The organism is Streptomyces sp. NPDC052910 (assembly GCF_055585605.1).
In genome coordinates, this window is record NZ_JBVJJR010000002.1 from 285,061 (window position 1) to 306,962 (window position 21,902).

18 protein-coding genes are annotated in these 21,902 nt (G+C 74.3%); 11 read left to right on the top strand and 7 right to left on the bottom strand.

Going from position 1 to position 21,902, the window contains the following annotated elements:
* The first annotated feature begins 540 nt into the window (after positions 1–540).
* From pabB to ACZ6X9_RS07100, 3 genes are all read left to right on the top strand, one after another.
* A complete protein-coding gene (gene pabB / locus ACZ6X9_RS07090) occupies positions 541–2,727 on the top strand; it encodes an aminodeoxychorismate synthase component I (RefSeq protein ID WP_469776924.1) in 2,187 nt (728 codons plus the stop codon).
* A gap of 34 nt (positions 2,728–2,761) precedes the next feature.
* Positions 2,762–3,961, top strand: a complete 1,200-nt coding sequence (locus tag ACZ6X9_RS07095) for a 4-hydroxybenzoate 3-monooxygenase (RefSeq protein WP_469776925.1) — start codon at positions 2,762–2,764, stop codon at positions 3,959–3,961.
* A gap of 99 nt (positions 3,962–4,060) precedes the next feature.
* Positions 4,061–4,783, top strand: coding sequence for a TVP38/TMEM64 family protein (locus tag ACZ6X9_RS07100; protein ID WP_469776926.1), 723 nt, complete (start codon positions 4,061–4,063; stop codon positions 4,781–4,783).
* A 19-nt stretch (positions 4,784–4,802) separates the two neighbouring features.
* Here ACZ6X9_RS07100 and ACZ6X9_RS07105 read toward each other — a convergent pair whose 3' ends face one another.
* Both ACZ6X9_RS07105 and ACZ6X9_RS07110 read right to left on the bottom strand, forming a co-directional pair.
* Positions 4,803–4,967, bottom strand: a complete 165-nt coding sequence (locus ACZ6X9_RS07105) for a hypothetical protein (protein ID WP_469776927.1) — start codon at positions 4,965–4,967, stop codon at positions 4,803–4,805.
* A 69-nt stretch (positions 4,968–5,036) separates the two neighbouring features.
* The gene (locus ACZ6X9_RS07110) at positions 5,037–5,495 is read right to left on the bottom strand and encodes a hypothetical protein (RefSeq protein ID WP_469776928.1); all 459 of its coding nucleotides are present in this window, start codon (positions 5,493–5,495) and stop codon (positions 5,037–5,039) included.
* 70 nt (positions 5,496–5,565) lie between these two features.
* On the opposite strand from ACZ6X9_RS07110, the gene ACZ6X9_RS07115 reads away from it, so the two are divergent.
* A complete protein-coding gene (locus ACZ6X9_RS07115) occupies positions 5,566–10,839 on the top strand; it encodes an HAD-IC family P-type ATPase (RefSeq protein WP_469776929.1) in 5,274 nt (1,757 codons plus the stop codon).
* Here the strand turns inward: ACZ6X9_RS07115 and ACZ6X9_RS07120 are convergent.
* Entirely contained in the window at positions 10,830–11,339 is a 510-nt protein-coding gene (locus ACZ6X9_RS07120; RefSeq protein WP_469776930.1) for a DUF6083 domain-containing protein, read from the bottom strand. The two genes, ACZ6X9_RS07115 and ACZ6X9_RS07120, sit on opposite strands and share 10 nt — an antisense overlap.
* A gap of 365 nt (positions 11,340–11,704) precedes the next feature.
* Here ACZ6X9_RS07120 and ACZ6X9_RS07125 point away from each other — a divergent pair, with 365 nt between their 5' ends.
* The 4 genes from ACZ6X9_RS07125 (at position 11,705) to ACZ6X9_RS07140 (ending at position 15,163) form a co-directional block, all read left to right on the top strand.
* Positions 11,705–12,322: a TetR/AcrR family transcriptional regulator gene (locus ACZ6X9_RS07125; RefSeq protein WP_469776931.1), complete on the top strand. Its 618-nt coding sequence runs from the start codon at positions 11,705–11,707 to the stop codon at positions 12,320–12,322.
* Between the two features lie 99 nt (positions 12,323–12,421).
* Entirely contained in the window at positions 12,422–13,780 is a 1,359-nt protein-coding gene (locus tag ACZ6X9_RS07130; RefSeq protein WP_469776932.1) for an FAD-dependent oxidoreductase, read from the top strand.
* A gap of 65 nt (positions 13,781–13,845) precedes the next feature.
* On the top strand, positions 13,846–14,703 hold the full coding sequence (locus tag ACZ6X9_RS07135) for an alpha/beta fold hydrolase (RefSeq protein WP_469776933.1): 858 nt from the start codon (positions 13,846–13,848) through the stop codon (positions 14,701–14,703).
* Between the two features lie 121 nt (positions 14,704–14,824).
* On the top strand, positions 14,825–15,163 hold the full coding sequence (locus ACZ6X9_RS07140; RefSeq protein ID WP_469776934.1) for a hypothetical protein: 339 nt from the start codon (positions 14,825–14,827) through the stop codon (positions 15,161–15,163).
* 280 nt (positions 15,164–15,443) lie between these two features.
* Here ACZ6X9_RS07140 and ACZ6X9_RS07145 read toward each other — a convergent pair whose 3' ends face one another.
* Positions 15,444–16,037: a helix-turn-helix domain-containing protein gene (locus tag ACZ6X9_RS07145; protein WP_469776935.1), complete on the bottom strand. Its 594-nt coding sequence runs from the start codon at positions 16,035–16,037 to the stop codon at positions 15,444–15,446.
* 105 nt (positions 16,038–16,142) lie between these two features.
* On the opposite strand from ACZ6X9_RS07145, the gene ACZ6X9_RS07150 reads away from it, so the two are divergent.
* Both ACZ6X9_RS07150 and ACZ6X9_RS07155 read left to right on the top strand, forming a co-directional pair.
* Entirely contained in the window at positions 16,143–17,402 is a 1,260-nt protein-coding gene (locus tag ACZ6X9_RS07150) for an MFS transporter (protein WP_469776936.1), read from the top strand.
* 3 nt (positions 17,403–17,405) lie between these two features.
* The gene (locus ACZ6X9_RS07155; protein ID WP_469776937.1) at positions 17,406–17,966 is read left to right on the top strand and encodes a GNAT family N-acetyltransferase; all 561 of its coding nucleotides are present in this window, start codon (positions 17,406–17,408) and stop codon (positions 17,964–17,966) included.
* A gap of 26 nt (positions 17,967–17,992) precedes the next feature.
* Here the strand turns inward: ACZ6X9_RS07155 and ACZ6X9_RS07160 are convergent, their stop codons facing one another.
* The 3 genes from ACZ6X9_RS07160 to ACZ6X9_RS07170 form a co-directional block, all read right to left on the bottom strand.
* Entirely contained in the window at positions 17,993–18,253 is a 261-nt protein-coding gene (locus tag ACZ6X9_RS07160; RefSeq protein WP_469777631.1) for a DUF4158 domain-containing protein, read from the bottom strand.
* A 12-nt stretch (positions 18,254–18,265) separates the two neighbouring features.
* Positions 18,266–19,057: a class I SAM-dependent methyltransferase gene (locus ACZ6X9_RS07165; RefSeq protein WP_469776938.1), complete on the bottom strand. Its 792-nt coding sequence runs from the start codon at positions 19,055–19,057 to the stop codon at positions 18,266–18,268.
* A gap of 318 nt (positions 19,058–19,375) precedes the next feature.
* Positions 19,376–20,053 carry a uracil-DNA glycosylase gene (locus ACZ6X9_RS07170; protein ID WP_469776939.1) on the bottom strand — a complete coding sequence of 226 codons (678 nt, stop codon included), beginning with the start codon at positions 20,051–20,053 and terminating at the stop codon, positions 19,376–19,378.
* A gap of 664 nt (positions 20,054–20,717) precedes the next feature.
* Between ACZ6X9_RS07170 and ACZ6X9_RS07175 the strand changes: the two genes are divergently transcribed.
* Complete coding sequence (locus tag ACZ6X9_RS07175) at positions 20,718–21,848, top strand: BadF/BadG/BcrA/BcrD ATPase family protein (RefSeq protein ID WP_469776940.1); 1,131 nt, start codon at positions 20,718–20,720, stop codon at positions 21,846–21,848.
* Positions 21,849–21,902 lie beyond the last annotated feature (54 nt).

Sequence of the window (21,902 nt, forward strand, 5' to 3'; positions counted from 1 at the left end):
CCTCGAAATCGATCAGCGCCTTTCGAAAAGAAATGCGGACGAGGTCTCAGGAAAGCGCTTGACATGGGGTCAATGGCCCGCACATCCTGTCAATTGACAGGCTGCTGAGGATCCCAGGGCGTGGGGTGCGGAGCCCGCCCGAACAGCGGCCCACGGGGGGATTGCCATGAGGGATGTCCGGGCCGTGGCCCGGGCCGGCGGCCGGCCGTGCCGCCCCGGCCCGTTCGCGCCGCGTGCCGCGGAGCGCTGAACCTGCACGCTTTCCACGCGCGATCAGCGAGCGCCGGCACAGGATGAAGGCGCGTGCCGGGCGGTCGTCTGCGACGCGCCATCACCATCGCGGCGGCGACCCGCGTGCTCCTTTTTTCCGCCATGGACACCACCGACACCACCGGTACCACGGAAATCCCAGGGGAACCGGAAAGCGGCAAGGCCGGGAAATAGCTGGGGAATCCACGGAGCGGGAGGCAGGGCGCCGCGTGCCGCGCTTTCACCGGAAGCCACCGATCACGGCTCTCCGGAAATACGGGGGAAACAACAGTGCGTACGCTGCTCGTGGACAACTACGACTCGTTCACCTACAACCTCTTCCACTACCTGGCCGAAGTGAACGGCACGGAACCGGTGGTGCTCCGCAATGACGATCCCTGCCCGTCGGCCGGGGAACTGCGGAAATTCGACAACGTGGTGATCTCCCCGGGGCCCGGAACCCCGGAACGCCCCGGGGACTTCGGCATCTGCCGCGAGATCGTCGAGACCGGCGGACTGCCCCTCCTCGGCGTCTGCCTCGGCCATCAGGGAATCTGCCACCTGGCCGGCGCCGCCGTCCGCCGGGCCCCGGAGGTCCGCCACGGCCGGGTGTCACCCGTCCTGCACACCGGAACCGGTCTGTTCGCCGGAATCCCGTCCCCCTTCGACGCCGTCCGCTACCACTCCCTGGCCGTCGACTGCCTCCCGGCGGAGCTGGAGGCCCTCGCCAGGACGCCGGACGGCGTCCTGATGGGCGTCCGTCACCGGCGGCGGCCGCTGTGGGGCGTGCAGTTCCACCCCGAGTCGGTGTGCACCGAGCACGGCCACCGGCTGCTGCGCAACTTCCGCGAGCTGACGGAGGACTGGTACCGGCGGACGGGCCGGCCGCGCCCGCCGGCCCCACCGGCCCGCCGGCCCGCCACGGCGCCGCGCCCACGGCCGTCGTCAGGCGGCATCCCGGCGGGGAACGGCGCGCGGGCGGCGGGTGACACCCCGGCGGCGCGCGGTGTCCGGGCGGCGGCCACCGGCCCGCGCTGGCGCGTGCTGGCCGAGCGCATACCGACCGCCGCCACCGCCGAGGTGGTCTTCGACCACCTCTTCCGCTCCTCCCGGCACGCGTTCTGGCTGGACAGCAGCGCCGCGGACGCCTCCCTCGGCCGGTTCTCCGCCATGGGCGACGCCGACGGGCCGCTGGCCCGCGTGGTCACGGCCGACGTCTGGCAGGGCACGGTCACGGTGACCTCCCGCAACGGGGTGGAGATCGTCGGCGGCCCGTTCTTCGACTGGCTCGACCGCGACCTGGCGGCGCGCCGGGTGGACGTGCCGGAGCTGCCGTTCGAGTTCACCCTGGGCTGGGTCGGTTACCTCGGCTACGAGCTGAAGGCCGAGTGCGGCGGCGACCGCGTCAACCGCTCCCCCAATCCGGACGCGGTCATGATCTACGCGGACCGGGCGGTGGTCTTCGACCACCTCACCGGGAGCACCCACCTGCTGGCCCTGGCCGCGCCCGGCGCCGAAGGGCCGGCCCGCGCCTGGCTGGACCGCACCCGGACCGCGCTGGCCCGCCTCGCCGACCGCCGCCCCGGACCGGACCCCGCACCCGTCCCCGCGCCGCAGCACCTCTCCGCGCCGCGGCTGCGGCACGACCGGGACGCGTACCTGGCCGCCATCGACACCTGCCAGGACGCGATCGGCCGCGGCGAGACCTACGAGGTGTGCCTGACGAACATGGTGCACGCCGACGGCGTCCTCGACCCCTGGGAGGCCTACCGGTTCCTGCGCCGCACCAGCCCCGCGCCGTTCGGCGCGCTGCTGCTCCTGGACTCCCTCTCCGTGCTCAGCACCTCCCCGGAACGGTTCCTGCGGGTCTCCGCGGACGGGCTGACGGAGTCCAAACCCATCAAGGGCACCCGGCCGCGCGGTGCCACCCCCGCCGAGGACGCGCTGCTCCGGGAGGACCTGCGCACCAGCGAGAAGGACCGGGCGGAGAACCTGATGATCGTCGACCTGGTCCGCAACGACCTCGGCCGGTGCGCGGAGATCGGCTCGGTCCACGTCCCCGGACTGTTCGCCGTCGAGACCTACGCCACCGTGCACCAACTGGTCTCCACCGTCCGGGCCCGGCTGCGCCCCGGCCGCTCCGCGGTGGACTGCGTCCGGGCGGCGTTCCCCGGCGGCTCCATGACCGGGGCGCCGAAGATCCGCACCATGCGCCTCATCGACGTGTTGGAGGCCGGGCCGCGCGGCGTGTACTCGGGCGCGATCGGCTACCTGTCCCTCTCCGGCGCGGCCGATCTCAGCATCGTCATCCGCACGGTCGTCACGGCCCCCGGCCGGGTGTCCTACGGCGTCGGCGGGGCGATCGTGGCGCTGTCGGACCCGGCGGCGGAGTTCGAGGAGACCGCCGTCAAGGCCACCCCGCTGCTGCGGCTGCTGGACGCCGGGTTCCCGGGCCGCCGGCCCGCCCCCACCGGCTGACGGCCCGCGGCACGGGCAGAGGAAGGGATACGCCATGCGCACGCTCCGTACCCGGGTCGCCATCGTCGGCGCGGGACCGGCCGGCCTCGTACTGGCCCATCTGCTGCACCTGGAAGGGGTGCGCTCGGTGGTGCTGGAGCGGCGCGACCGCCGGTACGTGGAGGGCCGGGTCCGGGCCGGGCTCCTGGAACAGGGCACCGCGGACCTGCTGCGCGACATCGGCGTGGGGCGGCGCATGGACCGCGAGGGCCAGGTCCACGAGGGGTTCGAGCTCCGCTTCGACGGGGAGCGGCACCGCCTGTCGACCGCGGAGCTGTGCGGCCGGACGGTGACGATGTACGGACAGCAGGAGGTGGTGAAGGACCTCATCCGCGCCCGTACGGAGGCCGGCGAGCCCCCGTACTTCGGCGTGGACGACATCGTGCCGGGCGACCCGGCCGGGGACTCCGTCACCCTGCGGTGCACCCTCGGCGGTGAACCCACCGTCGTCCGCGCCGACTTCGTCGCCGGCTGCGACGGCTTCCACGGCGTGACCCGCCGCAGCGTCCCCGCCGGCCGGCTGACCGGCCACGAGCGGACGTACCCCTTCGCGTGGCTGGGCGTCCTGGCCGCCGCGCCGCCGGCCGGCGAAGAGCTCGTCTACGCCGTCCACGAGCGCGGCTTCGCCCTGCACAGCATGCGCTCCCCCACGGTCAGCCGGCTCTACCTCCAGGTGGCGCCCGACGAGGACCTGGCCCGGTGGCCGGACGACCGGATCCGGGCCGAGCTGCGCACCCGGCTGTGCCCCGCGGGCGAGCCCCTCCACGAGGGGTCGCTCAGCCGGCACGGCATCACGTCCATGCGGAGTTTCGTGGCCGAACCGATGCAGTACGGGCGGCTGTTCCTGGCCGGCGACGCCGCCCACATCGTCCCGCCGACCGCCGCCAAGGGCCTCAACCTCGCCGTGGCGGACGCGGTCGTGCTCGCCCGCGCGCTGGCCGCCTGGTACGGCCGCGGCGACCGGGAACCGCTGGACCGGTACTCCGAGACCTGTCTGCGCCACGTCTGGCAGGCGCAGGACTTCTCGGCGTGGCTGACCCGGCTGTTCCATCCGCACCCGGACGAGGACGCGATGGAGGCGCGGCTGCGCCGGGCCCGACTGCGGCATCTGACCGGCTCCCGCGCCGCCGCGACGAGCTTCGCCGAGAACTACACCGGTCTCGTCCGCGAAGGGGCCGCGGCTCCGGGCGGCTGACGGGCGCGGCGGTCCCGGGCGGCCGCCGCGCTCCGACGCGCCCCTCACTTCATCCGCCGATCACACCGCGCGTGCCGCCGTGTCGGTTACGCTCCTTCGGTGCACGAAACCGCCGCGCCCGTCCCCGGCCCCGCCGAACGGCGCCTCGTGCGTGCCCTCGGCTCCCCCTGGTCCCGTCTGGCCCTGCTGGTGCTGATCGTCCTCGGCGCCGTGGCCACCGTCCTGGCCTGTCACCCCGAACGGCTGCTGACCGAGGGCCTTCCCGACGGGGTCCCCTACAGCCTGTCGTTCGTCCTGTTCGCGGGTGCGTACGGCCTGTGCACCGCGGCGTTCGTCCCCCGGCCGGTGCTGAGCGTCGCCGCCGGCACCCTCTTCGGGACGCAGGCCGGCGCGGTGGCCGCGCTCGTGGGCACGGTGCTCGGTTCGGCGGCGTCGTTCGGCCTCGCGCGGCTGCTCGGTCAGCGCGCCCTGCGTCCGCTGCTGCGCGCCCGCTGGCTGCGGACGGCGGACCGGCAGTTGAGCCGGCACGGCTTCCGCTCGATGCTGGCGGTGCGCCTCTTCCCGGGGGTGCCCTTCGCCGCCGCGAACTATTGTGCGGCGGTCTCACGGGTCGGCTGGGCTCCGTTCCTGCTGGCCACCGCGCTGGGCAGTGCGCCGAGCACCACCGCGTACGTGATCGCCGGCAGCCATGCCGCGTCGCCGGGCTCCCCGGCGTTCCTCGCCGCCGTGGCGTTCATCGCGGTCACCGGCCTGGCGGCGGTGCTGGTGGCCTGGCGCCGCCGGGGCCGCGCCTTCGCGGCGGGCCCGCAGCGGCCTTCCTGACGGCCCGGCGGCCCGTTCGTCAGCGGCCGCGCGGCCCGGTGTCCTTGCCGGCGCCCTCGTCGGTGTCGTCACGTTCGCCCTCCGCCTGGGACGGCGTGGTCCGCGGGGTGTCGGGGTGCGACCGCTCCGGAAGATCGTCGTCGTCCCGTTCCCCCTCGGCCTGGGACGGTGTGGTGTCGCTCATGCTGCTGCCCCTTCCGCGGCGCTCTGCGTGGAACACTCCGAGTACCCGGGCCTCAGGGCCGCATGCGGATCACCCCGACGCCTCTCGGTGCCGGGACGGCGGCGGCCTGAGGTCGCCGCCCTTGCGGAGCACGGCGTAACCGATGCCGATGCCCGCGGCCACCGGCCAGTCCAGGACGCCCGCCACGCCCAGGGCGCCGACGCCGAGGTAGAGGGGCAGCCCGCCCTTGGCCGGGAGGATCCGCTGCGCCGCCGTGACCGGCAGCTTCACGGCCTCCGCGGCGACCCCGGCGATGGTGTCGACGGGGATGGTGACGGTGACCGTCCGTCCGCCCTCCCGGTGCGCGACGCCCGTGGCGGGCCGGCGCGCCGCCGCGTCCCCGGGCCCCTCGGCGCCTTCGGGCCCGCGGCCCGCCCGCTCGTCGTGGGCTTCCCGGTGCTCGGCTTCCCGGTCGTGGGCTTCCCGGTCGTCGGCGGGGTGCCAGCGGTGGGCGGAGTGCTTGTGGGCGTGCTTGGTGTGGTGGCTCACGGCTGTCCCTCCAATGCCCTGCCGGAAATACCGGCATTCATGCACTTTTCCCATTATCTTCCTTTTCGGTGTGCGCGCCTCTCGCCTCCCCGGCCGACGGGCGCGGCGCCACGGCGACGGCGGACGGTCCGACGAGCGGGAGGTGCCGGTGGGGTCGTGGAGCGCGCTGGTGCCCACCCTCGTCGGGACCGCGCTGCGTCAGGGCCCGGCCCTGGCGTGGGACACCGCGGCGGGCGCGTACCGCTGGGGGCGGCGGACGGCGGGCGAGGCGCTCTCCTCGCTGACGGACGCCGTGGCGACCGGTCTCGCGGAGGCCGCCGGCGCGCTCGCGGAGGGCGGCCGGGACCGCACCCGGCGCCGGATCTGGACGAGCGGCGGCCGCGTCCACCTGGAGGTCCGGGGCCTCGGCCGCGGCGAACGGCACGACCGGCTCGCGTCCGCCCTGTGCGCCGCCCTGCACCAGGTGGAGGGGGTGAACTGGGCCGAGGTCAACGCCGTCCTGGGACACGTGGTGATCGACGCCGATGACGACCGCGTCGCCATGGCGGACCTCCTGGAACTGGTGGGAAGCGTCGAGGACGAGCACCTGGGGGCCGGCACGTTCGACGCCGACGGCCCCCGTCCGCCGTTCGACACGGTGCCCGCGACGCTGGCGAGGGTGGCGCTCGCGGCCGACTGCGTGGGCCTGGTGTGCGCGACCGCCCGCCGGATCGCCCCGGTGCCGTCCCTGCCGCCCGCCCTGCGGCTGCCCGTCGTGCTGGCCGAGACCCAGCCGAAGCTGCGCCGTCTGCTGGAGGACCGGCTCGGCCGCGAGCACGCCGACGTCCTGCTGGCCGCCTTCAACGCGGCGGCCCACGCGCTGACGCGCGGCGCCGGTCCGCTGGCCCTGGACCTGGTGCACCGGGTCTGGCAGCTCGCCGAGATCCGCGCCCGGCAGGACGTCTGGGCCCTGCGGGAGCCCGAACTCGTGGGCCGCGGCGCGGACCTGCCCCGGCGGGCCCCCGGCCGGGCCGCCCGGCCGGTGCCGCTGCCGGACGGCCCGGTCGAGTCCTGTGGCCGGCGCACCGCGCTGACCGCCCTGCTCGGCGCGGGCGGGCTGCTCGCCTGGACCCGCGACCCGGAACGGGCCGCCCGGACCGTCGTGGCCACCGCGCCCAAGGCCGCCGAGGCGGGCCGTGAGGCGTTCGCCGCCCGGCTGGGCCGTGACCTGGCCCGCGCGGGCGCGCTGCCCCTCGACCCCGCCGCGCTGCGCCGGCTCGACCGGGTCACGACGGTCCTGTTCGACGCGCCGGCGCTGTACGCTCCCCGGCCCCGGCTGCTGTCCGCCGCCGTCACCGGAGAGCTCGACGAGGCGGCCCTGTGGAGCGCCGCCCACCGCGTCCTCGCCCGGTTCGCCCTCCGCGAGCTGTGCGGGCCCGGCCCCTGGACGGCGGACGGCTGGCGGCTGGAACGCGCCCGCGACGCCCCGGCGGGAGGCCCGGACGCCGCCGGGGGCCTGCCTCTCGACCTGTGGGACCCCGGCGGGGCGCGGGCCGGCCGGATCCTCGTCGGCTGCGCACTGGACCCGCTGGCCGACGCGCTCCTCGCCGTCGCCCGCGGCCCCACCCGCCGCGTACTCCTCACCGAGCACGCCGGCGCGGGCGAACTGCTGCCGCGCGCCCACCGCACGGTGCCCGCGGGCACTCCCCTGTGCGAGGAGGTGCGGCGGCTCCAGCGCGACGGGGAGGTGGTGCTGCTCGTCGCGACAGCAGGGGAACGCGCCCTGGCCGCCGCTGACGTGGCCGTCACCGTGCCGCCGGGCCCCGGCGCCCCGGGCCGGCCGTGCTGGTCCGCCGACCTGGTCTGCGGCCCCGGGACGGCGCTCGTCTGGCGGGTGCTCGCGGCCCTGGAACCGGCCCGCGAGGTCAGCGCCGCCTCCGCCCGACTGTCCCTGGGCGGCTCCCTGCTCGGGGCGCTGATCGCCACCGGCGGGGCACGGAGCGGGCGGGCCGGTCTCGCCACCTCGCCGGTGCACGGCGCCGCCCTGGTGGCCATGGCGGGCGGGCTGCTGGCCGCCCGCCGGGTGGCCGCGCGTCCGCTGCCGCCCGGGCGGGTCCGGGGGACCTGGCACGCCCTCGGGCCCTGGGAGACGCTGTCCCTGCTGCGGACGTCAGCGGATCCTTCGCCCGCCCCACCGGATCCCGCCCGGCGCCCCGCGCCGCTCACGGCCGTCGCCCGGCTGCCGGTGGCCGGTCCCGCGGTGCGGGGGGCCGGGCGGCTCCTGGGCGCGGTCCGGGAGGAGTTGCGCGACCCGCTGACCCCCGTCCTCACCCTCGGTGCCGCCGCCTCCGTCGCCGTCGGCTCCACCGTCGACTCGGCGCTCGTCGGCGGGGTGATGACCGGCAACGCCCTGATCAGCGGGGTGCAGCGGCTGCGCGCCGAACGGGCGCTGCACGGGCTGCTGTCGGCCGAACGCCCCACCGCCCGCCGGTTGCGGTGGTCCCCGCCCGACCCGTCCGGCGCCGCCCCGGACGGCCTCTGCGCCTCCCTCGCCGCCGCGCCCGTCGAAACCGTTCCGGCCGAGGAGCTGCGCGCCGGCGACGTCGTCGCGCTGGGCTCCTCCGACGTGGTCCCCGCCGACGCCCGGCTGCTGGCCGCCGACCGGCTCGAACTCGACGAGTCCCCGCTGACCGGTGAGTCCGCGCCCGTCCCCAAGGACCCGCGGGCCACGCCCGGAGCCGACCTCGCCGACCGGACCTGCATGGTCTACCAGGGCTGCACGGTACTGGCCGGCACCGGGTACGCCGTCGTCGTGGCCACCGGGGCACGGACGGAGGCGGGCCGCGCCGCCGACCTCGTCGGCGAGGCCGGCGCCGCGCCCGGCATCGAGGCCCGACTGGCCGCCCTCACCCGGACCGCGCTCCCCGCCGTCGGTCTCGGCGGCGGGGCGGTGACGCTCCTCGGGCTGGTCCGCGGCCTCCCCCTGCCGGAAGCGGTCGCCTCGGGCGTCGCCATCGCGGTGGCCGCCGTCCCGGAGGGGCTGCCGCTGGTCGCCACCGTGGCCCAGTCGGCCGCCGCACGGCGGCTGTCGCGCCACGGCGTCCTCACCCGCTCCGCGCGGGCCCTGGAGGCCCTGGGCCGGGTGGACACCGTCTGCTTCGACAAGACCGGCACCCTCACCCGCGGGCAACTGTCCGTCACCCGGCTGGCCGTCCCGGGCCAGGACCCGCCGCCCCTCGACAGCCCGGACGGCCGGCGGCTGCTGCGCGCCGCGGCCCGCGCCTGTCCCCCGGCCGTTCCCGGCCGCCCGCCGCCGCACGCCACCGACCGGGCCGTCCTGGACGCCGCCACCGCACACGGCACCCCCGACCGCACCTGGCACCTCACCGCCGAACTGCCCTTCGAGACCGGCCGCGGCTACTCCGCTTCCCTCGGCACCGACGCCGGGACGCCCCTCCTCGCCGTCAAGGGCGCCCCCGAGACGGTGCTCGCCCGCTGCGCGACGGTCACGACCGGCGACGGCGCCGTGGCCCCGCTCGACGCGGACCGCCTGCGGGCCGCGCAGGACCTGGTACAGGAACTCGCCCGGGACGGGCTGCGAGTCCTGGCCGTCGCCGAGGCACGCCCGACCGCCGCCGCACCGAGCGAGGGAGGCCCGGGCCCCGGGGGCACGCCGGAGGGCCGTGGGCGACGCGGCGCCGTGGCGTCGGACGGCGCGGGCCGGTCCGTGATCACCGCCCCAGCGGGCGTCGCCGCCTCGAACGACAAGAGCCGGTCCGCTCACGTCTCCCCACGCGACGCGAGCGCACTTCTCCACGCCTCCCCGCACGAAGAAGGTCAGTCCTCCCCCACCGGCGGCGTCCCCGACGAGCCCGAACTCCAAGACGCGGTGCACGACTTGACGCTGCTCGGCTTCCTGGCGCTCGCCGACACCCCGCGCCCCGGCGCCGCGGAAGCCGTCCGGCGGCTCACGGAGGCGGGCACCCGCGTCGTCATGATCACCGGTGACCACCCGGCGACGGCCGCCGCCGTCGCCCGCGAACTCGGCATCCCCGCCGGAGAGGTCGTCACCGGCCCCCGGCTCGACACCCTGCCCGAACCCGAACGCACGGCCCGCGTCGCCGAGGCCACCGTGTTCGCCCGGGTCTCCCCCGAGCAGAAAGCCGGCATCGTGGACGCCCTCCGGTCCGCCGGCCGCGTGGTCGCCATGACCGGGGACGGGATCAACGACGCCGCCGCCATCCGGCTCGCGGACGTGGGCATCGGCCTGTCCGCCCACGGGTCCACGTCCGCGCGGGCCGCCGCGGACCTCGTGCTCGCCGAACCGGATCCGCGTCGCATCGTGGACGCCCTGCTGGAGGGCCGCGCTCTCTGGCGGAGCGTCCGGGACGCGGTCGCCGTACTGGTCGGGGGCAACGCGGGAGAGGTCGCGTTCACCGTGCTCGGCACCGCCGTGTCGGGCCGGGCACCCCTGGGCACGCGGCAGTTCCTGCTCGTCAACCTGCTCACCGACATGCTGCCCGCGCTGGCCATCGCGGTCGCCCGTACCGGCGCGGCGGAGGACGAGGACCTGGCCGCGGGCCCGGTGCCCGCCCCGCTCGGCCGCGAGCTGGGGCACGCCCTGGCCGTCCGGGGCGCGGCCACCGCGCTCGGCGCCACCGTGGCCTGGCAGTGCGGGCGCGCCACCGGCCGGGCCGGGCGCGCGAGCACCATGGGTCTCGCCGCGCTCGTCCTGACGCAACTCGGGCAGACCCTGACGACGGACTGGCGCAGCCCCCTCGTCCTGACCACCGCCGGCCTGTCCGCCCTGGCCCTCGTCTCCGTCGTGCAGACGCCGGGCGTCAGCCACTTCTTCGGCTGCTCACCGCTCGGCCCGGTGGCCTGGGGCACCGTCCTCGGCACCTCGGCCGCCGCGACCCTCGGCGCCGCGCTGGCGCCCCGGCTGCTCACCGACGGCGGTCGCGAGGCGGCCCCTCGGGCGCCGGGCGGCGCTCCCCCTCCTCGCCCCGGCCGGCCGTCGTCCGACCGGCCGGGGCGAACCGACCGGCCGCAGGGCGCGCCGGTACCTTCCGGGCCGACGCCTTCCCGGCCCATGGCGCCCGGGCCAACGGCGCCCAACCCGGCGCGTACCGCCTCCTCGACATCCACCGTTTCGTCGCCCACCGCTTCGTCGTCCACCTCTTCGTCGCCCAGCCCGGCGTCGCCCAGCCCGCCGCCGTCCAGTTCCTCGTCACTCAGCCCGGCGCCGCCCGGCTCGCCGCCGCCCAACCCGGCGCCGTCCGGCCCGGCCGTCGGCGCGGACGCCGGAACCGGGGCCGGTTCGGCCGGTGCCGGGGCGCTCAAGCCGCAGGCGGGTCACTCGTAGGGCAGGCCCGCCAGGGCTCGGTGGTGCAGCCACAGCGAGACGCGCAGCGGCCACCAGTGCGGCGAGAATTCTCGCGCCGCGCAAACGGGCCGGTGGGCGACCCTGCACGCGTCCGGCCGCGTCGGCGCGCCGGCCCCGTTGACGACCGTCCGCCCGTCGTCCGCGTGGAACCACCGCCGTGTCTCAGGCACCTCGGCGACCGGGTAAGAACACGGTTCGAGGAGGATCCAGTGCCCGGTGTCCGTCGGACGGAGTTCGCGCGGCCGACCGCACTCCGGGCAGTCCGCCGTCTCCGGCCGGCGGGCCAACAGCCCTTCACCGTCGTCGGATTCATCGTCGTACGCGTCGCCGCAACCGCCCAACCCCTCCGCACCACCGAAGCCACCGAAGCCACCGAAGCCACCGAAGCGATCCGAACCCTCGGAGCCGTCGGAGCCTCCCGGCCAAGCGTCGGGAGCCCCGCCGCCCGGGTGCGCGTCCCCTCCCTCGTCACCCGCCATGGAACGGAGGGTCCCGCCATGCGAGCCGCTCCACCAGGTGCGCGACCGGCCGTTCGCCCGGAGGGCCACCGGCGGACGTGGGGTGGGAAACGGCTCGCGGGGCGCCGGGCGGCCCGCCGGCGGGCGGGAGGCGTGGCCGGGGCGGGCCCCTTGCCCGCGCCGCTCACGGCCGTCATGCCATGCGCCGGGGAGCCCGCGTCACCGCCGAGCCGAACGCGGGCGGGCAGGCGAAAGCCGCCGATTCGGGCGATCCCCCGCGTCGCCCGAATCAGCGGTCATACCGGGTTCTCCCTGCTCAGCGGGCGGACCGACCGGTATGCTCCTGAGTATATTGGCTCGGAGCCAGTCAACGCAGGAGTTACAGCATGTCCCCCCGCAGTGCGTCGGTCAATGAGGAGTTGCGCCGCAGGTCTCGTGAGCGGCTCCTCCAGGCAACCGTCGAACTGATAGACGAACGCGGCTACGAGGCGACGACCCTCGCGGACATCGCCTGCCGGGCCGGCGCCGCGCGGGGGCTCGTTTCGTATTACTTCCCCGGCAAACGGCAGTTGCTGCAGTCGGCGGTGCACCGGTTGATGCACATGGAGCTCGCGGCGGCCCTGGAGCGTGAGCCGGTGAGCCCCGACGGGCGGGAACGGCTGGCGCGTGCCATCGACGCGATCCTGGGCCTCGCCCGGGACCGGCCGCGGCTGATGCGCACCCACATGGCGGGCATCCTCCAGTCCGAGGGCTTCATCCAGTGCCCGGAGCAGCAGCGCCTCGCGGGCCTGCTCCGCGACACCGTCGACCGGTACGGTTCCGCCGACCCGGAGACCGACTACCGGCTGCTGCGGGCACTGATGATGGGCGCGGTGGTGGCGATCCTGCTTCCCGGAGCGCCGATGCCGGCGGACCGGCTGAGATCGGAGCTGTTCCAGCGCTACGGGCTGGACTGGGATCTCGGCCGCCCGCCCGGCGCCGAGCCGCCCCCGCCGGGGGTGTGAGGCGGGAGCGCGCAGCCGGGGGTGACGGGGGCCCGGGAGAGGCTGCCGTGCGCGGACACCGGTGGGATGCTGGACGCAGCCGCCGGAAGGAGAACCTCCGTGCTTCGCGTCGCAGTCGTGGGGTCCGGGCCGAGCGGGGTCTTCACCGCCCAGGCCCTGGTGCAGCAGGAGATCGTGCCCGACGTGACGGTCGACGTGCTGGACCGGCTGCCCTGTCCGTACGGGCTGGTGCGCTACGGGGTCGCCCCGGACCACGAGAAGATCAAGTCGCTGCAGCACACCCTCCGGGCGGCCCTGGAGCATCCGCGGATCTCCTTCCTGGGCAATGTGCGGGCGGGTGAGGGACCGGGCGAGATCCCCCCTCGGCGGCTGCTGGAGCTGTACCACGCGGTGGTCTACTGCGTGGGCGCCGCGTCCGCCCGCCGGCTGGGCATTCCCGGCGAGGACCTGCCGGGCAGTTGGTCGGCCACGGATTTCGTCTCCTGGTACAGCGCCCACCCGGACACCCCGCCCGACGGCTTCTCGCTGCCCGCCCGCTCGGCCGTGGTCATCGGGGTCGGCAATGTCGCCGTCGACGTGGCCCGGGTGCTGGCGCGGGGCGCGGACGAGTTCCGGACGACCGACGTGCCGCACGCGGCGCTGGCGGCGTTGGCCGCGAGCCGGGTGACCGACGTCCACATGGTCGGCCGGCGCGGCCCGGCGCAGGCCAAGTTCACCACCAAGGAGCTGCGCGAACTCGGGGGGCTGAACGGGGTGCGGACCCTGGTCCGGGCCGACGAGGCGGCGCTGGACCCGGCGTGGGACGACCCGTCCGGTCTGCCGGCGGCGGTCCGCCGCAACGTGGAGGTGCTGCGGGAGTGGTCGAGGCGGCCGGACCCCGGCCGCGGCCGCCGCATCCACCTGCGCTTCTTCCTGCGACCCGTGGCCCTGCTCGGCGACGACGCCGTACGGGCGGTGCGCTTCGAACGGACCGTCCCCGACGGCGCCGGGGGCGTGGCGGGAACGGGTGAATTCGAGGACGTCGAGGCGCAGTTGGTGCTGCGTTCGGTGGGGTACCGGGGGGTGCCGATCGGCGGGCTGCCCTTCGACGAGGCCAACGGGACCGTGCCGCACGAGGCGGGCCGCGTCCTGCGGGACGGCGTCCCGTCGCCCGGGGAGTACGTGGCCGGCTGGATCAAGCGCGGCCCGACCGGGGTGATCGGCACCAACCGGCCCTGCGCCAAGGAGACCGTCGCCGCCCTGCTCGCCGATGCCCCCGGGCTGCTGACGGCCCGCGGCCCGGTCGGGGACCCCCGCCCGGCGCTGCGGGCGGCGGGGGCGGAGCCGGTGGAGTGGCGCGGCTGGCTGGGCATCGAGGCGGCGGAGACCGCGCTCGGCCGCGACCTGGGCCGGGGCCCGGTCAAGATCCCGGACTGGGAGGGCCTGCTGGTGGCGGCGCGGGCGGGTTCCGGGGGCTGAGCGCTGCCCCTGTTGCCTGTGTGTGCTTGACTGACAGGAGTCAATCACCGTGTGGGGGTGGGACATTGGAGATCGAACTCTCGTCCGGAACGATCGATTACGAGGACACCGGCGGTGACGGGCCGGTGCTCGTGTTCGCGCACGGGCTGCCGATGAACGGCAAGCAGTGGCGCAAGGTGGTTCCGCTGCTGGACGGTTACCGCTGCGTCCTGCCGACGCTGCCCCTCGGCGGTCACCGCCGGCCGATGCGCCCGGACGCCGACCTGTCGCACACCGGGGTCGCCCTGCTGCTGGGCGAGTTCATCGAACGGCTCGGTCTGGACGACGTGACGCTGGTGCTCAACGACTGGGGTGGCGGCCAGTTCCTGATCACGGAAGGGCGGGCCGGGCGCCTGGCGCGCATGGTGCTGGTGGCCTGCGAGGCGTTCGACAACTTCCCGCCGGGACCGGCCAAGCCGCTGTCGGCGGTCTGCCGGGTACCCGGAGGCGTCCGGTTCCTCACCGCCCTCATGCGCGTCCCCGCGTTCCGCGATCACCCCCGGGGATACGGCGGGATGAGCCTGCGCGGCACCCCGCCCGAGCTCATCGCCGAGTGGTTCGGCCCCGCGAGCCGGAGCAAGGCCATCCGCCGGGACTTCGCCAAGTTCGCCACCTCGGCGCCCGACCGCCGGACCCTGCTCCGCTGGAGCGAGCGACTCCGCGCGTTCGACCGCCCGGTCCTCGTCGTCTGGGCCACCGAGGACCGGCTGATGCCACGCGAGCACGGGCCGCGGCTGGCGGAGCTCTATCCGCGGGGCCGACTGGTCGAGATCGAGGATTCGTCCACACTGATCCCCGAGGACCAGCCCGAGCGGCTCGCACGAGTCCTCACCGACTTTCTCGTGGAGCACGGGGCGCCTCCCGTTCCCCGCAACGCCGGTTGAACCACGACGCGGTCGTCGGGAATGTGTCCAATCCGGGCTCGTTCGGGTGAAGGCGGGCATGGCCGGCAGCGCCACGGGCACCTTTGGCGTGTCCCCAACCGCCCTACCAGAGAGGGCCGTTATGCGCCGCTTCGTCGCCGTACTCCTAGGGGTCGCCGCGACCGTCGCCCTGCTCGCCACACCCGTCCGCGCCGCCGGTCTTCCCGGCCTCAAGGAACTCCGCACGCACACCCTGCCGACCGGAGGCCGGCCGGCTTCCGGCCACACGGACCCCGGCCGGACGAACTCGGCCCACACAGGCTCCGCCCTCGCGAACTCCGATCGCGTGAGCTCCGGCCACTCCGGGTCCGTCCGGACAGACTCCGACGGCACGGACTCCGGCCTCCTGGGCTCCGGCCCGGCGGCCTCCGGCCGGCCCGACTGCCTCCTCAACCTCCTCGGCCTCATCTGCCTCCTCTGACCCGCGCCGGGCGGGCGGTTCCCCTTGGTGGTACCGCCCGCCGCCCTGGTACGTCGGTAATGGTTCGCCCGGACACAGGGCTTCGTACGGGTACTTGGCCCGCCATACGGCCCGAACATCGATCAACGAGCGGTAGCGCGTTGGGCATTGCAAAAGGGCGAGACCTGCGGCCGCCCCGGAGCGTCAGCCGTTCATGGTTCACCCAGGCCGCCTTGTACGGGTATTTCGCCTGCCACGATTCGCGGAACTCGCCGGGCGTCGGCGGGTCCGGATCACGATGTCACCGATCTCGCCGGGAATCGGTTGATTCATGAACCAGGCCTTCGGCGGCGGGCGTTGGCCGTGACGGCTCCTCTTGGGTGTGAGCGCGCGGCGTCTCCCGCATGGGGAAGGCCATCAGGGTCACACCTACGGGCATCGTCCCGGGCGAATGCGGCGGGCGGGCGGCGTCGTGGAGTTCCGCCGCGATGTCGGCGAGCTTCTGCCGGGCCTGGTCCCACGCCTCCGGCTCCACCCACAGTTCCGCATCGACCGTCACCCCCCGGCCTTCCGGATGCCGGTGCACGGCACGCTCTTTGAGTGTGTGGGCCAAGGCCGCTCCCAGCAACCGCGCCCCGTCGTTCCGGTCGGACAGCGGTGAACCATGGACGGTGCGGTAGCGGCGTTCCCTGCCTCCGCGGCGGGTGCGCTCCTCGGCCAGTTCGACCAAGCCGACGGCGTCCAGGCTGCGAAGGTGCCGACTGGCCAGGGCATGGGAGATGCCCATCTCACGGGAGAGTTCGGCCGCGGACATCGGTCCGGGCCACATGAGCGTGAGCATCTGCAGCCGCACAGGATGGGCGAGCGCTCTGAGGACAGGGTCTGCGTCGGTCACACCGGCCAGTAAAGCGCATGCCGCCATGGCCGCACCCTACCCCCAACAAAACGGTTGGGGGTAGGGTGCCGGAGCCCGGCAACGACGCGACGAAGGGGGCGGGTTATGGCCGTGGGCCTGTTCACGGTGCTGCGGAACCGCAATGCCCGTCTCTACATGACGGGAGTGATCATCTCCGGTTTCGGGGATTCGGCCTTGCTTCTGGCCGCCGGGGTCTGGGTGAAGGAGCTCACCGGTTCCAACAGCCTCGCCGCCTTGGTGGGCTTCTGCTCCTGGGTACCCGCCTTGGCCGGACCGTTCATCGGCACTCTGGCCGACCGGATGCGCCGCCGCACGCTCTTGATCGCCACGAGTCTCACTCTGGCCGTGGCCATGACGGCGCCGCTCGCCGTGCGTTCTTCGCAGGACGTCTGGTTGCTCTTCGCCGTGCTGACCATGGTGGGTGCGGGGTCGGTGCTCATGAACGCCGCCGAGACGGCGTTGGTCACATCAGCCGTTCCCGGCGAACTGCGCGGGGACTTCAACGGTCTGGTCCGGACCGCGATCGAGAGCAACAAACTGCTCGGTCCGCTGGTCGGCGCCGGCCTTTTCACCGTTCTCGGCGGCCCCACCGTCGCTCTGCTGGACGCGTTGTCCTTCCTCCTGGGCGCGGCCGCGTTCAGCCTGATCCGCGTGCGTGAATCCAGTCCCGCACACCGGCCCCGGCCGAACTGGACCGCCGAGACCGCGGAAGGGATCCGCTACCTATGGGGGCATCCGATGCTGCGCTCCCTGGTGGTCGCGGGTGGCTGCGCCATGGCGGCGTCGAGCCTCAACAGCGCGGCCACGTACGCGCTCCTCGACATCAGGCTGCACCAGCCCGCGGCCTTCGCCGGCGTCCTCAACTCCGTCCAGGGGCTCGGCTCGGTCGTCGGCGGCCTGGCCGCCGGCGCGTTCCTGCGCCGCGTTCCGGCACGCGCCCTGTCGGCCGTCGGGCTCACCCTCTTCGCTCTCGGAGCGCTGGCCCGGCTCACCGCTCTCGTCCCCGTCGTGCTGGGCGGCAGCCTGCTCATCGGCCTGGGCCTGCCGTGGCCGCTCATCAGCGCGCTGACCACGGTCCAGAAGGAAACCCCGAACGCACTCCTCGGCCGGGTCGCGGCCACGGCGAACACCGTGATCTTCGCCCCGACCGCTTTCGCCCTGCTCGCGGGCACGGCCATGGTCGCGGCCTTCGACTACCGTGTCCAACTCGTCGTGGCAAGCGCGCTTGGCCTGGCAACAGCCCTGCTGCTGGCGGTCACCGCTCGTGCCCCACGCCGACGCGATCCCGCCGAGCCGGGCACAAACTGCCGACGGCACGAAACCGATGCCGCACGGAAAGGATGAGCGATGCCGGACGACTCGACCGACGAGGACCTTCACACGCTCCCCTCGTCACTCTCTCCGCAGGTGACGGCTCTCCAGCAGTACACGCCCGCCGACCTGCGCAGCATCGCGGGAGACAACGCCGATCCCTTCGAGGTCTCTTCCCTGGGCCTGATCTGGCGAGCCAAAGAGCATCACTTCGGCATCCGGGCGGGAGAGCGCTTGGTGGCGCACGCCGGGTGGGTCGCTGTACCCGTCTCCGTCGGCGGCACCACGTTGCAGGTGGCAGGTCTGGGCGGTGTGATCGTTTCGCCCGAGATGCGGGGACGCGGCCTGGCCAAGCTCGTCGTGACCGCGACCATGCTTCACGCCTCGAGGCTGGGCTTCGGCCTCGGCCTCCTGTTCTGCCGACCGGATCGCACTGCCGTCTACGCGAAAATGGGATGGACACCTCTGCCCTCGGACGTCGAGGTCGAGCAACCGGGTGGCAACCTCACCATGCCGTTGCCTGCCATGTGGCTGCCCCTGCGTGACACCGAGTCATGGCCTGACGGGCCGGCCGGCCTACTGTCCCTGCCCATGTGACCGATGCGCGTTTGGACGACGTTCCGCTACGCAGGAATGTCCTCAGCAGCGCCGGCCACCATGCCGGCTCGGTCTGTGCGGGGAGTCCGAAGGTGCTCGGAGAGCCGGGCCACCGCCGCCGGGGGCGCTGAGGCGACGTCGTCCGGGACGGACTCGAGCCACGGGAGGGTACGTAGCCGAACCGCCGGCCCCAGCCGGTTCTTCGGACCGCGGCCCCGGCCCGGATCGACGAACCCTGCGTCCGCCGGCGTCAGCGGGGAGAACCGGATCAGCTCTTCCCTGTTGATCTCAGGGAAGCCTCAGCCTGGCTTTACCGCCAGCGTCGCGAAATAGTTCGACATGTATTGGGCGGATGCATTGGATTGGTGCGGCGCTTCCGTGAAGCCGGTGAGGACGAACCCCGCGGCGAGTTGCCCGCCGATCTGTTCGGTGAGGGTGTGACTGTATTCAAGAGGGGCATCCGCGCCGAACTTCGCGGCGCGTTCCTCGGCCGAGTAGTGCGTGACATCGCTGTAGGGCAGCTTGTGCACGACGACCAGCTCGCCTCGCTCGTCGAGGGCCTCGTGGTCGAACAAGTACACATCAGGGTTGAGGAAGCCCGTGAGCAGAGTTCCGCCCGGTCGCAGGACGCGGAAGCACTCACGCCACACCGGCGCCAGGTCGGGTACGAATGCGTTCGAGACCGGGTGGACCACAACGTCGAATGCTGCGTCGTCGAAGGCGCTGAGGTCGCGCATGTCGCCCAGGACGGTGCGCAGTTCAAGTCCGTCGCGCGCCGCCACCATCCGGTCCTGGCCGAGCTGATGGGGCGAGTTGTCGAACACGGTGACCCGTGCCCCCGCGGCGGCGAGGATCGGCCCCTGCTGGCCACCGCCGGAGGCCAGGCACAACACGTCCTTGCCGGTCAGGTCCTTCGGCAGCCACGAGCGGTCGACTGGCTCGCGCCCGATGAGAACAATCGACCAGTCGCCCATGCGGGCGCGCTCGACCTCCTCAGCGCTCACCGGCCTCGTCCACTCGTTGCCCTCCTGGACATACTTGTCCCAGGCTGCCCGATTATGGACACCGGGGTCGACGACATCGTCCTGCACGTTTCGCTCCCTGCCGCAGCCAAACGGACACCAGCGATCAAACGAACACCGGCGATACTGACGGTTCGATGCCGACAGCCAACACGATCACAGGCGCGGGCTCAACGAAATTGTCGGGCGTCGAAGATTCTTATGGGCTCGCCGGGTGGTCTGGGCCCTCTGGCCGGCCTCGGCTTCGTCGGCCTCGATCAGGACTTCGACGACCCGAAGACCACCACGGCGGCACAGGACACCACGGCGGCACAGGAGCAGAACAACCGGTTCACAGCCACCGCCCGCGCCCCTGTCGAGGCTTCGCCGCGCTCACACCCTGACGCCTTACGGCAACCGCCAGTCGACCGGTTGCGCTCCTTGCCGGATCAGCAGATCGTTCACTCGGCTGAAGGGCCGCGAACCGAAGAAGCCACGGTCGGCCGACATGGGTGAGGGATGAGCGGACTCGACCGCCGGGTAGTCGCCCAGGAAGGGCCGCAGATTGCGCGCGTCCCGCCCCCACAGCACGGACACCAAGGGCTTGCCGCGGGCCACCAGTGCCCGGATCGCCTGCTCGGTGACTTCTTCCCAGCCCTTGCCCCTGTGGGCGGCGGGCTTCCGGGGAGCGGTGGTCAGGGCTCGGTTGAGCAGCAGCACGCCCTGCCGGGTCCAAGGGGTCAGGTCACCGTTGGACGGCCTGGGCAGCCCGAGGTCGTTGTGGAGTTCCCGGAAAATGTTCTCGAGGCTGCCCGGCAACTGCCGTACCTCGGGCGCGACCGCGAAGCTGAGCCCGATGGCCATACCCGGAGTGGGGTAGGGATCCTGCCCGACTATCAGCACCCGGACTTCGTCGAAGGGCTGCTGGAAGGCGCGCAGTACGTGCGGGCCGGCGGGCAGGTAGGTACGACCCGCTGCGATCTCCGCACGCAGAAAATCGCCCATCGCGGCGATGCGCCCCGCGACAGGACTCAGCGCGTCCGCCCAACCGGGCTCGACAAGTTCACTCAAAGGCCTTGCTCCCACGCCACGCCACTCTACCGGCTCCCGCCGGTCCCCTTCGCCCGTTCACCTCTGATCTCCCGTTCACCTCAGGTCACCTCAGGCCGACGAGCGCCCCGCGGCCGGTGGGGGACGGCTCCGGGTGCTTTCCCGGCCGTCGGGCCGTCCCCGGTCCCCCAACCGTCCGGTCATTGCCGCGGGCCTGAACAGCTCCATCGCGCCCGACGTCGGCCCGCCCCACCGAGAGAAGGGCCGAGAGAAGGGCCGGGAGGAGGGAGAGGAGGTCACGGAGCAGGCGATCCGCGCCCTGCTCGCTCGCGGTGGGCCGCTGATGATGATTTCCCGGGACGGGACGGGGCGCGCGCAACCTGCCGCCGCCGGCTTGCGGGGCGTGCCGTGTGGGGAGTCGACGCGTTCGTCTCCCATGTTCGCGGATCGCGGGCTCTTCGGGTCGCGACCGTACGGCAGCGCCAACGGCCCGCCGATCAGGTGGGGTTCGGCACCGATGTGCCGGCCGCTGCCCTGAGCGGGGCGGGCAGCCCGGGGGTAGGGTGCCGGTCATGAGGTCTTACGCGACCGGCCGTGCCGCGCCGTGGAACTGACGTCACGTCGGCGCCCGGCGCGGGGGGACGGCCATGTACTGGCGGTCGACTCGGGGGGCTCGGGCGTTCGTGTAGCCGTCTCTCCCGTGCACGGCGGCGGGCCGGCGCTCACCTGGTCCGCGTCGGAGCCCGTGCCGGTCGGCGAGCGGGGGCTCGACGCGCGGGTCCTGCTCGACCGGATCCTGCCGCCCGCCCGGGAGTTGCTGCGCCGGGCCGGTGCCGGCCGCTGTGTGGCCGGGTGTGTGGGCGCGGCGGGCATGGTGGCGCTCGGTGACGGTCTCCGGGCCGTGCTGCCGGGTGTGCTCCGCGCCGAACTGGGCGTACGGCGGCTCGCGCTGGCCTCCGACGCCGTGACGGCGTACGCCGGTGCCGTCGGCCAGCGCCCCGGCGTGGTCGTGGCCGCCGGGACGGGGCTGGTCGCGCTCGGCACCCGGCTCGTTCCGGGCGAGGGCTGGCGGCGTGCGGACGGGTGGGGGCACTTGCTGGGCGACTGCGGGAGCGGCGCCTGGATCGGCCGGGCCGGGCTGGAGGCGGCGCTGCGGGCGTACGACGGGCGGGCGGGCGGCTCCACGGCGCTGCTCGGCCGGCTGGAAGCCGTGTTCGGCCCGGCGCCGGAGCTGCCGGGGTCGCTCTATCCCCGGCCGGACCGGGCGGCCGTGCTGGCCTCCTTCGCGCCCGAGGTGGGCCGGTGCGCGCCCGTGTGCCCGGTGGCGGCTGACATCCTGCGGACCGCGGCACGGCACATCGCGGAGGCCGCGGCGGCGGCCTGCCCTTCCGCGGGCGGGGTCGAACCGCGGAGGACGGCAGGCACCGGGGGCGCCATGGACAAGGGCACCGGGAGCGCCTGCGCCCCCGCCGACGGCCTTGGCAGCTCCGACGCCGGCTCCGACGCCGGCTCCGATGACCCTGCCGGCCCCGACGCCCCTGACGGCCCCGACGATGCCCGTGCTCCCGTCGATCCCCGCGCGCCGGTCGTCGCGCTCACCGGAGGGCTGGCGGGAATCGGCCCCCCGCTGCTGCTGCCGCTCCGTCAGGAGTTGCGAAAGCAACTTCCGTATGCCCGTCAGACGGTCGCGGAGGGATCGCCCCTGGACGGCGCGTCCCGCATCGCCGTCGCCCTGATGACGGACCGTCTGCTGCTTCCGGCGGACGGATCGCTGCTGAGCGTCACGGTCGCGGAGCCGGCCGCCGCGCCACTCGGACACATCTTCGGGTGATCGGATCAGCCACCGAATAAATCAGGACAGAGGCTGGTCAATCGCCCCCCGCCC